The sequence below is a fragment of the Kitasatospora sp. NPDC057692 genome, from assembly GCF_042799475.1.
Lineage (GTDB): Bacteria > Actinomycetota > Actinomycetes > Streptomycetales > Streptomycetaceae > Kitasatospora.
The window spans coordinates 64,881-77,407 of sequence record NZ_JBHVIV010000039.1 but is presented as its reverse complement, the minus strand read 5'-3'; the positions used below and the strand labels follow the sequence as shown (position 1 = coordinate 77,407).

Annotated in this window: 11 protein-coding genes; 10 read left to right on the top strand and 1 reads right to left on the bottom strand. The window is 73.0% G+C overall.

Annotated elements, in window-relative coordinates; translation table 11 throughout:
* Positions 1 to 108: 108 nt before the first annotated feature.
* Positions 109 to 1,656, bottom strand: a complete 1,548-nt coding sequence (locus ACFVFS_RS22210; protein WP_380626336.1) for an AMP-binding protein — start codon at positions 1,654 to 1,656, stop codon at positions 109 to 111.
* A gap of 79 nt (positions 1,657 to 1,735) precedes the next feature.
* Here ACFVFS_RS22210 and ACFVFS_RS22205 point away from each other — a divergent pair, with 79 nt between their 5' ends.
* From ACFVFS_RS22205 to ACFVFS_RS22160, 10 genes are all read left to right on the top strand, one after another.
* Positions 1,736 to 1,981, top strand: coding sequence for a phosphopantetheine-binding protein (locus tag ACFVFS_RS22205; RefSeq protein ID WP_380626335.1), 246 nt, complete (start codon positions 1,736 to 1,738; stop codon positions 1,979 to 1,981).
* A 397-nt stretch (positions 1,982 to 2,378) separates the two neighbouring features.
* Positions 2,379 to 3,629 carry a sensor histidine kinase gene (locus ACFVFS_RS22200; protein ID WP_380626334.1) on the top strand — a complete coding sequence of 417 codons (1,251 nt, stop codon included), beginning with the start codon at positions 2,379 to 2,381 and terminating at the stop codon, positions 3,627 to 3,629.
* Positions 3,602 to 4,258 (top strand): response regulator, encoded by a 657-nt coding sequence (locus ACFVFS_RS22195; RefSeq protein ID WP_380626333.1) that lies wholly within the window; start codon positions 3,602 to 3,604, stop codon positions 4,256 to 4,258. Before ACFVFS_RS22200 ends, ACFVFS_RS22195 begins: the two co-directional genes overlap by 28 nt.
* 277 nt (positions 4,259 to 4,535) lie before the next feature.
* On the top strand, positions 4,536 to 5,426 hold the full coding sequence (locus tag ACFVFS_RS22190) for a proline iminopeptidase-family hydrolase (protein ID WP_380626332.1): 891 nt from the start codon (positions 4,536 to 4,538) through the stop codon (positions 5,424 to 5,426).
* A 76-nt stretch (positions 5,427 to 5,502) separates the two neighbouring features.
* A complete protein-coding gene (locus ACFVFS_RS22185) occupies positions 5,503 to 6,465 on the top strand; it encodes an ACP S-malonyltransferase (protein WP_380626331.1) in 963 nt (320 codons plus the stop codon).
* 237 nt (positions 6,466 to 6,702) lie between these two features.
* The gene (locus ACFVFS_RS22180) at positions 6,703 to 8,232 is read left to right on the top strand and encodes an AMP-binding protein (RefSeq protein ID WP_380626330.1); all 1,530 of its coding nucleotides are present in this window, start codon (positions 6,703 to 6,705) and stop codon (positions 8,230 to 8,232) included.
* The gene (locus ACFVFS_RS22175) at positions 8,229 to 9,479 is read left to right on the top strand and encodes a type III PLP-dependent enzyme (protein ID WP_380626329.1); all 1,251 of its coding nucleotides are present in this window, start codon (positions 8,229 to 8,231) and stop codon (positions 9,477 to 9,479) included. The genes ACFVFS_RS22180 and ACFVFS_RS22175 overlap by 4 nt, the downstream gene beginning before the upstream one ends.
* A complete protein-coding gene (locus ACFVFS_RS22170) occupies positions 9,476 to 10,003 on the top strand; it encodes a cobalamin B12-binding domain-containing protein (RefSeq protein ID WP_380626328.1) in 528 nt (175 codons plus the stop codon). Before ACFVFS_RS22175 ends, ACFVFS_RS22170 begins: the two co-directional genes overlap by 4 nt.
* Positions 9,990 to 11,318 carry a methylaspartate mutase gene (locus ACFVFS_RS22165; protein WP_380626327.1) on the top strand — a complete coding sequence of 443 codons (1,329 nt, stop codon included), beginning with the start codon at positions 9,990 to 9,992 and terminating at the stop codon, positions 11,316 to 11,318. The genes ACFVFS_RS22170 and ACFVFS_RS22165 overlap by 14 nt, the downstream gene beginning before the upstream one ends.
* The gene (locus ACFVFS_RS22160) at positions 11,315 to 12,514 is read left to right on the top strand and encodes a cytochrome P450 (RefSeq protein ID WP_380626326.1); all 1,200 of its coding nucleotides are present in this window, start codon (positions 11,315 to 11,317) and stop codon (positions 12,512 to 12,514) included. Before ACFVFS_RS22165 ends, ACFVFS_RS22160 begins: the two co-directional genes overlap by 4 nt.
* Positions 12,515 to 12,527: the final 13 nt, after the last annotated feature.

Sequence of the window (12,527 nt, the reverse complement as noted above, 5' to 3'; positions counted from 1 at the left end):
CCCCTCGCGGGGGCGCCGTGCGCCCCGGGGGGGGCCCCGGGCTTACGCCCCGGGGTGGTTTCCCCCCCCCGGGGGACTTCTCCCGTGCGCGTCCCGCCGGCCTCCGGCTCAGAGACCCTTGAGCGCGGCGGCCGTCGCGGTGAGCGAGCCCCGGTCCACCTTCCGGTTGGGCGACAGCGGGAACTCCTCGACGAACAGGAACCGGCGCGGGATCGCCCCGGCCGGCAGCAGCTCCCGCAGCCCCCGCACCAGCTCGACGCTGGGCACCGGCTCCCCGGTGCAGAAGGCCACCAGCACCGTGCCGGCCGGGGTCGGGGCACCGACCACCACCGCGTCCCGGACCGCGCAGGCGCGCAGCGCGTGCTCGACCTCGGCGGGCTCGATCCGCCAGCCCTGCACCTGGATCTGTGAGTCCAGCCGGCCCAGGTACGCCAGGTCCGCCCCGTCGGGGCCGATCCGGCGGGCCCGGTCCCCGGTGCGGTAGTAGCGCCGGCCGCCGCGGTCCAGGAACCGGCCGGTGCCGTCGGCCGGGTCCAGGTACCCGGGGGTGAGCTGGGGGCCGGCGATGCAGAGCTCCCCCTCCTCGGCGGCCGGCTCCCCGTCCGCGTCGAGCAGCAGGACCTCGTGGCCGGCGTGGACGGCGCCGATCGGCACCACGCCGTTGACCGCGATGCCCGCCGTCGTGTCGTCGGACCAGCGGTAGGCCGCGATGGTCACGGTGAGCTCGGTCGGGCCGTACAGGTTCTCCACGGTCGCGGCCGGCGCGGCCCGCCGCCAGTCCTCGACGTCGCGGCAGGTCAGCGCCTCGCCGGCGAAGAAGCTCCAACGCAGGCCAGGCATCGCGCCCGGGGCCAGGCCGCCGGTGCGGCGCACCAGGTCGATGGCGCTCGGGGTGGAGAACCAGACCGTCACGCCGTGGTCGGCGAGGAACTCCGGCAGGGCCCGGAACGCCTGCGGCGGCAGCGTGAGGAACTCGGCGCCCGCGCCCCAGGCGCAGAACAGGTCGAACACCGAGCAGTCGAAGTTCAGGTCGAAGACCTGCGAGAACACGTCGGCGGGGCCGAAGTCGTAGCGCGCGTCCAGCAGCGAGAAGTAGTGGGCGAAGGCGCCGTGGGTGAGCCGCACGCCCTTGGGCCGGCCGGTCGAGCCGGAGGTGAACAGGACGTAGGCGAGGTCGTCCGCGGCCACCGCCCGGGGCTCGGTGAGCGCCGCGGCCGGGTCCGTCTTCAGCGTGGTGTACGGCAGGTCGTCGGCCGGCGCGGTGCCGTCCGGGCCGACCAGGAGCACCGCCCGGCCCTGCCGGACCTCGGCCAGGGCGGGCACCGCCTCCCGGTCGGCGACCACCACGTCCACCCCGGCGGCCTCCGCCATCTGGGCCAGCCGGGCGGCCGGGAAGTCCGGGCGCAGCGGCACCACGGTGGCGCCGGCGTACAGCGCGGCGAGGATCGCGGTGTACGCCTCGGGTCCCTTGCGGGCCAGGACACCGACGGTCCTGGCCCCTTCGGCGGTCAGGGCGCCGGCCCACAGCAGGGCCCGGTCGTGCAGCTGCCGGTAGGTCCGGGCGTCGTCGCCGTGGCGCAGTGCCGCCCCGTCGGGGGATGCGGCCAGACCGCGCAGGAACCTGGCCGGGAGCGTGTTCTCTGTCGGGAATTCCATGTCCGCCTCCGATGGCCGGGAATGAAATAGGGGTTCGAACTCGTCGACCCGAACTGACGCCGTCGGTAAGGTCGCCGACATGTGGGATGAGCGATTCGAAGAATCCGTGCGCCGTTTTCTGCCGTATCTGCCCGCCGATGAGGAACTCTCCGCCGACGCCCCGTTGCGGGATTTCGGTCTCGACTCCCTGGCGACAGTCGACCTGCTTTCCGTACTGGAGGACGCCTACGACGTGAGGTTCTACGACGAAGCCCTGTCGCTGGCGACGTTCGAGACCCCCGAGACGCTGTGGAAGACGCTGTCCCGGATCCGGACGGAGGCGTAGCGGCACTCCGGTGCCACGACACCGGCGGCCCGGTCCGGGCCGTGCGGCCATCGCGGATCCGCCCCGCGGCCACGTCCTCCGGGCGTGGCCGCCTCGTCGTGAACCGGCGCCGCCTGCCCCGCCATCCTCGGGCTCCTCTCCTCCGTCCCCCATGTTTAGCGACTGCACCCCTGAGCCGACCAGCCCCTTAGGGGCTCCCCACGGGCCCGTCGAGGGGGTAGGGGTGCCGGTCGGCGGGGGCGGCCCCGACCTTGATCGGGGTGTTTACCCCCCTGACAGAACGTCACCGAGGATCGAGACTTGATCAGGAGGACAGGCACGACCACGAGGAGACGACAGTGACCCGAGCACGCACGGGTGGCGGGACGACCGCCGCCCCGGCCCCGGCGGGGCAGTCATGAGCGGGGTGTCGCGGCTGGCCGGCCGGGTCGTCCGGGTGCTGACGGCGTGCGGCCGGGGCCTGGTGCAGGCCGCGGTGTCCCAGTTCGCCGGTGTGCCGCTGCTGGTCGGCTCGCTCCTGTCGATCATCTTCCTCCCGCTCGGCCTCGGGGTCCTGACCACGCCGGTCCTGCTCAAGGGGACACGCGCGTTCGCCGACACCCAGCGCCGCTGGGCCCGTGAGTGGTCCGGGGTGCCGATCGCCTCGCCCTACCGGCCGCTGCCGCGCGTCGAGCCGGGCGCCGGCGGCCGGGTCGAGCTCTGCCGGGAGCTGGTCAGGGACCCGGCGACCTGGCGCGACCTGCTGTGGCTGCTGCTCAACGTGCCGGTGGGCGCCCTCCTCGGGGTGCTGCCGGCCGCGCTGCTCGTCAACGGCCTGGGCGGCCTCCTGGTGGCGCCGTTCCTGGTGGCGCTGACCACCGCCCACCACCTGTACTGGACCCTGAACATCCCGCTGGGCGCGCTCTGCCTGACCGCCGCGCTCGCCGGGGCGCCGCTGATCGTCAAGGGCCACGCGCTGTTCTCCGCCGCGCTGCTGTCGCCCGGCCGCGGGCAGCTGAACGCCCGGGTCGACTCGCTGACCGACTCCCGCACCAAGGTCGTGGACGCCTCGGCGGCCGAGCTGCGGCGGATCGAGCGCGACCTGCACGACGGCGCGCAGGCCCGGCTGGTCGCCCTGGGCATGAACATCGGCCTGGCCGAGCAGCTGATCAAGCATGATCCGGAGGCCGCCTCGGCGCTGATGGTCGAGGCCCGGGAGCACAGCGGGCAGGCCCTCTCCGATCTGCGGGACCTGGTCCGCGGCATCCATCCTCCGGTGCTGGCCGAGCGCGGTCTGGACGGGGCGGTGCGGGCCCTGGCGATGTCCATGCCGTTCCCGGTGGACGTGCGGATCGAGCTGCCGGGCCGGCCCGAGGCGCCGGTGGAGTCGGCCATGTACTTCGCGGTGGCCGAGGCGCTCACCAACGCGGCCAAGTACAGCGGCGCGAGCCGCGCCTGGACGCAGCTGAGCCACGAGGACGGCAGACTGGTGGCGATCGTCGGAGACGACGGCATGGGCGGGGCCTCCCCGACGGCGGGCGGTGGACTGGCGGGGGTGGAGCGTCGCCTGGCAGCCTTCGACGGAGTGCTCGTCGTGACCAGTCCCGTCGGGGGACCCACCATCATCACCATGGAGCTGCCATGCGCGTTGTCATCGCCGAAGACCTGACCCTGCTGCGGGACGGGTTGATCAGGCTCTTGACCGCCTACGGCCTGGAGGTGGTGGAGGCGGTGGACAACGGTCCCTCGCTGGCCCAGGCGCTGGCCGTGCACAAGCCGGACGTCGCGGTGGTGGACGTGCGGCTGCCCCCGACCCAGACCGACGAGGGCCTGCGGGTCGCGCTCGAAGCCCGCCGGCACACGCCCGACCTGCCGGTCCTGGTGCTGTCGCAGCACGTCGAGCAGCTCTACGCCAAGGAGCTGCTCGCGGCCAGCGGCGGGGGTCTCGGCTACCTCCTCAAGGACCGGGTGTCGGACGTCACGAGGTTCGTCGACGCCGTGCGGACGGTCGCCGCGGGCGGTACGGTCCTGGACCCGGTCGTGGTCAACCAGCTGCTGTCGCGGCACTCCCAGAACAAGACGCTGCAGAACCTGACCCCGCGTGAGCACGAGGTGCTGGGCCTGATGGCGGAGGGGCGGACCAACGCGGGCATCGGCGGCCGCCTCACCATCACGGAGAAGGCGGTCTGCAAGCACATCAACAACATCTTCAGCAAGCTCGACCTCATCCCGCACGACGACGACAACCGCCGGGTGCTGGCCGTCCTGGCCTACCTGAGCGAGACCCACCCCTCCTGAGGCCCACTCCTCCTGAGACCGTCCGCCCTGATCCGTCCGCCCTGATCCGTCCGCCCTGATCCGTCCGTCCTGACCCGACGACCCCGCGAGGCCCCTCCGGCACGGCGCCGGAGGGGCCTTCGCGTGTCCGGACCCGGCCCCCGTAGGGGTTTTCGGCCGGTGACCGAGCGTCAGGCGGAGGGGTGCCCGGCCCCCCTAAGGGGCTGGTTCCGAGGTGGTTTGCGGAGCTAGACATGTGGGGCGGGACCGGCCGCTGACTGGCAGTGAGGTGATCGGAATGGATGTCGCCCAGGGTGTGGTCCCCTTCGGGGAGTACCGGACCTGGTACCGGATGACCGGGACGCCCGGCGCCGGTCGGCCGGTCCTGGTGGTGGTGCACGGCGGCCCCGGCAGCACCCACCACTACCTGTCGAACCTGGCCGAACTGGCCCGGTACGGCTGGCCGGTGCTGCACTACGACCAGCTCGGCAACGGCGGGTCGACCCGGCTTCCGGACAAGGGCGCGGACTTCTGGACGCCCGAGCTGTTCGCGGCGGAACTGGACAACCTGCTGCACTCCCTGGGCGTGACGGACGACTACGTGCTGTTCGGCCACTCCTGGGGCGGGCTGCTGGGGGCCCGGCACGCCGCGGGCCGGCCGGCGGGCCTGCGCGGCCTGGTGGTGGCCGACTCGCCCGCCTCCTACCCGCTGTGGCGCCAGGAGATGGCCGTCCTGCGGGCGGCCCTGCCGCCGGGGGTGGACGACACGCTCCGCCGCCACGAGGAGGCCGGCACCACCGCCTCCCACGAGTACTACAAGGCGGTGCGGGTGTTCTACGACCGCCACGTGTGCCGGGTCGTCCCGTGGCCGCGCGACTACCGGGCCTCCTACCTGGAGATGTCGGAGGACCCGACGGTCTACTCGGTGATGAACGGGCCGAGCGAGTTCCATGTCGTCGGCACGCTCAAGGACTGGTCGGTGGTGGACTGCCTGCCCGACATCGACGTCCCGACCCTGGTGGTCACCGGCCGGTACGACGAGGCCACCCCGGTGACCGCGCAGCCGTACGCCGACCTGATCCCGGACGTGCGCTGGGAGGTCTTCGAGGAGTCGAGCCACGTGCCGAACCTGGAGGAGCCCGAGCAGTTCCTCGCCGTCCTGCGCGAGTTCCTCCAGGAACTCGGATGATCCGCACGACCAGCGCGACCCGCTCGACCGGCACGACCCGCACGGCTCGCACCACTCGGATGAACAGGGGGAATCGATGAACACCGGTGCCATCGAGGCCGGGGAGCGGACGGGGCAGGCGATGGTCTTCCCCGGCATGGCCCCGAGCAGGTTCGCGGACGTCGGCCGGTTCATGGCCGTCAACCCGTTCGCCCGCAGGCTGGCCGCCGTGGCCGGCAAGCGGCTCGGCTACCCGCTGCTGGAGCGGATGCGGCAGGACGACTCCGACTACAGCACCGCCGCCCAGGTCGGCTTCCTGGTGAACTGCCTGGCCCTGGCCCGGTGGGCGGAGCAGGAGCTGGGCGTGCAGGCGGACCTCTGCGCCGGCCCGAGCTTCGGCGAGAAGGCCCTGGCCGCCTACTGCGGCGCCCTGGAGGTCGAGGACGCGGTCTGGATGACCGCCCGGCTGGCCCGACTGCAGGACGCCTTCTTCGCGACCGAGTTCCAGGACGTCGTCACCCACTCGTTCACCCGCACCCCGCGGGAGAAGCTGGACGAGGTGCTCGGCGAGCTCACCGCGCGCGGCGAGTGGCACGAGATCTCCTGCCACATCGACCGGGACTTCTTCATGGTGTCGCTGCGGGAGCGCAACCTCGACTGGCTGCTCGAAAGGCTCCGGTCGCTGGGCGGCTTCTCGCTCTACACGATGCGGCCGCCCATGCACGCCTCCGTGTTCGGCGCGCTGCGCCGCCAGGCGGAGGAGGAGGTGATCGGCACGCTGTCGTTCGCCGATCCGACGCTGCCGGTGGTGGCCGACCAGGACGGCACGGTCCTGCAGACCGGCGAGCAGGTCCGGACGATGCTCCTGGACAGCTTCGTCCGGCCGATGCGCTGGACGGACGTCGTCGACACCCTGGTCGGACGGGGCGTGGGCACGGTGTGCGTGGCCGGCCCGGACAGCCTGTTCGGCCGGGTCTCCCGGACGACCGCCAACTTCGAGGTGCTGGCCGCCACGCCGCGGCTGGCGATGCAGCCGCGGCGCCGGGGCGCGGTCGCCTGACGGCCCTGGCGGGCCGTCAACCAGCCATTCCCCGAAGGTCGTTCCGCCGCACGTCGGGGCGGGTGCCGCAGCCCGGCTAGGGGACCTTAAGGGGTGTGATTCCCGCCTGGCCGACCGTTAGTTTCTCGGTGCGGACCAGCGCGACCCCTGCGAATCCTTCGCGACATTGCTTCGTCGCGTCACCTTCTCGTGGCTTGGAGCAAGCCTGTGGACACCTTCGGTCATCTGACGCGCACCATGCTTGTCCATTCCTTCCTGGACGAGGCCGAAGCCCGGAGCCCCGACGCCTACGCCGTCCAGGACGCGGCCGGCCGGTGGACCTACCGGGAGCTGGCCCGCTACAGCCGGGCCGCCGAGTACTGGCTGCAGGCCCGGGGCGTGCAGCGCGGCGACCGGGTCGTGGTGCAGTGGGAGACCACGCGCGAGCTGGTCGCCCTGATGTTCGGCGTCTCCCGGCGCGGCGCGGTCTTCGTACCGCTCAACCCCGGCATGAAGCAGTACCACCTGGAGAGCGTCATCGCGAACGCGCAGCCGGTGCTCGTCCTCTCCGGCTCGGACACCGCCGACACCTGGGCCGGGATCGAGCAGGCCGCGGCCGACGGCTCGCCGGCCGAGCCGACCCCGGTGGAGCCGCAGGACATCGCGGTCCTGGTCTACACCTCGGGCAGCACCGCCGCGCCGAAGGGCGTCGTCGAGCCGCACGCGCAGATCGCCTTCGCCACCATGTCCATCGGCGAGGTGCTCGGGTACCGCGAGGACGACGTGGTGTTCTGCCGCTTCCCGATCTCCTGGGACTACGGCCTCTACAAGGTGCTGCTGTCCTGCCACGGCCGCTCCGAGATCGTGCTGGCCGGCGCGGAGTCGGACCTCCGGCTGCTGGGCCTGATCCGCCGGACCGGGGCCACCGTGGTGCCGATCGTCCCCTCGCTGGCCGCGATGATCGCCACCCTGGCCGAGCGGGAGACCTCGCCGCAGGAGCCGAACCGGGTGCGGATGTTCACCAACACCGGCGCGGCCCTGCCGCAGCCCACCATCGAGAAGCTCCGCAAGTCCTTCGACGGCGTCCGGGTGGTGCGCCAGTTCGGCCAGACCGAGTGCAAGCGGATCGCCGTCATGCCGCCGGAGCTGGACGACCACCGGCCCGACTCGGTCGGCCTGCCGCTGCCCGGCACCCGGGTGCTGATCCTCGGCGAGGACGGCGCGGAGCTCGGGCCCGGGGAGGTCGGCGAGATCGTCGCCGCCGGTCCGCACGTGATGCCGGGCTACTGGCGGGCGCCCGAGCTGTCGGCCCGCGCCTTCCGGCCCGACCCGGCCACCGGCGAACTGCGGCTGCACACCGGCGACTACGGCAGCGTCGACGAGGACGGCTTCCTGTACTTCGAGGGCCGCCGGGACGACATGTTCAAGCGCAAGGGCATCCGGATGAGCACGCTGGAGATCGAGGCCGCCGCGGTGGACATCCCCGGGGTGCACGCCGCCGCCGTGGTGCCGCCCTCGGGCGACCGGGACCTGTGCCTGTTCGTCGAGGCCGACCTGCCGCCGCACACCGTACTGCGCGAGCTGTTCCAGCGCCTGGAGCCGCAGAAGGTCCCCTCGCTCTGCCGGGTGCTGGAGCGGATCCCGCTGACCGCGCACGGCAAGAACGCCACCGCCGAGCTGGCCCGGATGCTCGACGCCGAACTCGCCGGTCCGGCCGGACCGGCCGCCCCGCAGCGCCCGGCGGCCCCGGTCGCACAGGCCGCGCAGGCCGAGGAGGTCGCCCGATGAACCGCCCGACCGACCGCTACCGCGAGCTGGCCGCCCGCTACGGCACCCCGCTCTACGTCTACGACCTGGACCTGATCGCCGAGGGCCACCGCGCCCTGGCCGGCTCCGTGCCCGAGGGCTTCGAGCTGTACTACGCGCTGAAGGCCAACCCGCACCCCGAGGTGGCCCGCGCCCTGCGCGAGGGCACCGACCGCCCCTGCCGGGCCGAGATCAGCTCGACCGGCGAGCTGGACTCCGCGCTGGCCGCCGGCTACGAGGCCGGCGAGTGCCTCTACACCGGGCCCGGCAAGACCCCGGCCGAGCTGGAGTACGCGCTCGGCCGCGGCGTGCGGATGTTCTCCGTCGAGTCCTACACCGACCTCCAGCACGTCGGCGCGGCCGCGCTGCGCCAGGGCGCGGTCGCCCGATGCCTGCTGCGGATCAACAGCGCCGGGACGAAGGCCGCCACCACCGGGATCCGGATGATGGGCAAGCCCTCGCAGTTCGGGATCGACAGCGAGACCCTGCCGGAGCTGATGCCCCTGCTGACCTCGGTGCCCGGCACCGAGGTGGTCGGCGCGCACTTCTTCACGATGAGCAACGCGGTCGACGAGGCAGGGCTGGTCGGCGAGTTCGAGCGGACCGTGCGGTCCGCCGTCCAGCTGGCCGAGGAGGTCGGCCTGCCGCTGGAGTTCCTGGACATCGGCGGCGGCTTCTCCTCCCCGTACGCGGTGCCGGGCGAGCGCGCCGAGTACCCGAAGCTGGCCGTCGAACTCGAACGGATCCTGGACCTGCACCTGCCGCGGTGGCGCACCGGCACGCCGCGGCTGGCCGTGGAGTCCGGCCGCTACCTGGTGGGAGAGGGCGGCTTCCTGCTGAGCGGCGTGGTCAACGTCAAGGAGAGCCGCGGCAACCGCTTCGTGATCCTGGACGCCGGGATCAACGCGCTCGGCGGCCTGTCCGGCCTCGGCCGGCTGCTGCCCGCCGCCGTTCAGCTCGACGGCGAGGAGGCGCAGGACGTCGCGAGCCTGGTCGGACCGCTCTGCACCCCGGGCGACTCGCTGGGGCGGGACGTGCGGCTGCCGCTGCTCGAACCGGGCGACGTGATCGTCGTCCCGAACGTCGGCGCCTACGGGGTCAGCGCGAGCCTGCTCGGCTTCCTCAGCCGCCCGGCCCCGGCCGAGGTGGTGCTGCGCGGCGAGGAGGTCGTCTCGGCGACCCGGCTGGAGTACACCCGGGCCGAGGTGCCGGAGGTGGAGGCCCGATGACCGGCGCGGTCGCCGGCGGGACGTCGCACCGGGGCGCGCCGGCCGCCGGGGACGGGCCGCTGCCCACGCGGCGGTCCGGCGAACCGGCGCACCCGCGCGGGACGGTGGTGGTCAGCAGCATGGCCTCCGACGCGCACACCTGGAACCTGGTCTTCCTCCAGCTGCTGATCGAGGAGCTCGGATTCGAGGTGGTCAACCTCGGCGCGACGGTGCCCGACGAGATGCTGCTGGAGGAGTGCCGGGAGCGCCGCCCGATGCTGCTGGTGCTCTCCAGCGTCAACGGGCACGGCTACCACGAGGGCCTGCGGGTGATCCGGCGGCTGCGCGAGGACGCCGGACTGGCCGGGCTGCCGGTGCTGATCGGCGGCAAGCTCGGCATCACCGGCGGTGAGAGCGCCGAGCACATCGACGAGCTGCTCGGCGCCGGGTTCGACGCCGTGTTCGACGACCGGCCCGAGGGCATCACGGCCTTCACCGGCCTGCTCGGCCGCCTCTCCGAGCGGCAGGTCCATGAACTTCGGTGACCACGTGCGGCGGGTCCACGCCGACGGCGCCCTGGTGGTCCAGCCCCGGATGGGCATGGCCGACCCGGCGCTGATGCGCGCCGGCCTGGAGGCGACCGAGCGGGCCGACGCGGACACCGTCGGCACGATCACCCTGGACAGCTACACCCGGACCGGAGACCTGGACTCGGTGCGGCGGGCGCTGCGCGACGGCGTCGCGCTCAACGGCTACCCGATCGTCAGCTACCCGGCCGAGGTCACCCGGGGCGTCGTCGAGGGCCTGGCGGGGCGCGGCTTCCCGGTGCAGGTACGGCACGGCTCGGCCCGCCCGCTGCACATCTTCAAGGCGCTGCTGGACGCCGGGCTGCACGCCACCGAGGGCGGCCCGGTCTCCTACTGCCTGCCCTACGGGCGCATCCCGCTGGACGAGTCGGTGCGCAACTGGGAGGCGTCCTGCGAGCTGGCGGCGGAGTTCGCGGCCGGCACCGGGGCGCGCCCGCACCTGGAGACCTTCGGCGGCTGCATGCTGGGCCAGCTGTGCCCGCCGAGCCAGCTGGTCGCCATCAGCGTGCTGGAGGCGATGTTCTTCCACGCCAAGGGGATCCGCTCCCTCTCGCTCAGCTACGCCCAGCAGACCAACGCCCAGCAGGACGCCGAGGCGATCCGGGCACTGCGCGCCCTGGCCGGGCAACTGCTGCCGGGCGCCGACTGGCACGTGGTGGTCTACGCCTACATGGGCGTCTACCCGCGCACGCCCCGGGGGGCGAACGCCCTGCTGGCCGAGGCGGCCCGGCTGGCCGTGGCCACCGGCTCCGAGCGGCTGATCGTCAAGACCGTGGTCGAGTCCAGCCGGATCCCCACGGTGCAGGACAACGTGGACGCCCTCACCCACGCGTCCGCCGTCGCCCGGGAGCACCGGCGCGGAGCCCGGCCGGACCGCCTCCCGGCGGCGGCCCCGCTGACCGACAACCAGGTGTACCAGGAGGCCTCGGCCCTGGTGACGGCGGTGCTCAACGGCGCCGGCGACCTCGGTGGCGCCCTGGTCGGCGCCTTCAAACGGGGCCTGCTCGACATCCCGTACTGCCTGCACCCGGACAACGCCGGGCGCAGCCGCAGCTACCTCGACGAGGCCGGCCGGCTCTGCTGGTCGGAGCTCGGCGGGCTCCCGCTGCAGCGGATCGCCACGGTCCGCCCCGGCCGCCGGATCACCTCGGGCGATCTGCGGCAGGCCCTGTGCTACGTGCAGGACAGGTTCGACGCGGTCGCACTCGACCGTGAGGCCGACCGGCCGGTCGGTACGGCAGAGCACGAGATTCTGGAAGGGAAACCGGCATGACGACCGAGCGGCAGATCCGCGACTACCCGTTCGACATGACGGAAGTCGAGGTCTCCCCGATGTACGCCCGGCTCCGCTCCGAGGAGCCGATGAGCCGGGTGCGCCTGCCCTACGGCGAGCCGGCCTGGCTGGCCACCACCTACGCCGACGTCAAGATGGTGATGGCCGACCCCCGGTTCAGCCGCGAGATGGCGCAGGGCCTGGACCAGCCCCGGCTGCGCCGGGAGCTGACCGGCGACGGCATCATGGGCATGGACCCGCCGGACCACACCCGGCTGCGCAAGCTCGTCAACAAGGCGTTCACCGCGCGCCGGATCGAGCAGATGCGCGCCGACATCCGGTCCCGCGTCACGCGCCTGATCGACGCGATGGTCGAGAAGGGCCAACCCGCGGACCTGGTCGAGGACATGGCCCGGCCGCTGCCGGTGTCGGTGATCTGCGACCTGCTCGGGGTGCCGTTCTCCGACCACCACATCTTCCGCAAGTGGACCGAGGGCCTGACCAACGACTCCACCATGAACGGGAACGTGCTGGAGGAGATCGGCGGCGAGCTCGGCGAGTACATGTCCGCCCTGATCGCCCAGCGCCGCGCGGAGCCGACCGACGACCTGCTCGGCGCCCTGGTCTACGCCCGCGACGACGGCGACAAGCTGACCGAGGACGAGCTGATCGCGATCGCCGGCCCCGGCCTGCTCACCGGCGGCGTCGAGACCGTCTCCTCCGGGCTGCCCAGCTTCCTGTTCACCCTGCTCGCCGACTTCCCCGACCAGCTCAAGCTGCTGCGCACCCGCCCGGAGCTGATGCCCAACGCGGTCGAGGAACTGCTGCGCTACGTGCCGATCAACACCGCGGCGATGTTCGCCCGGTACGCCACCGAGGACGTCCGCTTCGGCGACGTCGTGGTGCGGGCCGGCGACCCGGTGATGCCGGCCCTGGCCGCCGCCAACCGCGACCCGCTGGTGTTCGAGAACCCGGAGCAGGTGGACATCACCCGCCAGGCGAACCCGCACATGGCGTTCGGCCACGGCCCGCACCACTGCATCGGGGCCGCGCTGGCGCGGATGGAGCTCCAGGAGTCGATGACCGGTTTGTTGACGCGTTTCCCGGACCTGCACCTGGCCGACGGCCGGGACGGCGTCCGGTGGCAGTTCGGCGTGATCGTGCGGGGACCGGTTTCCATGCCGGTCGGTTGGTGATCGGTTCCTGTTC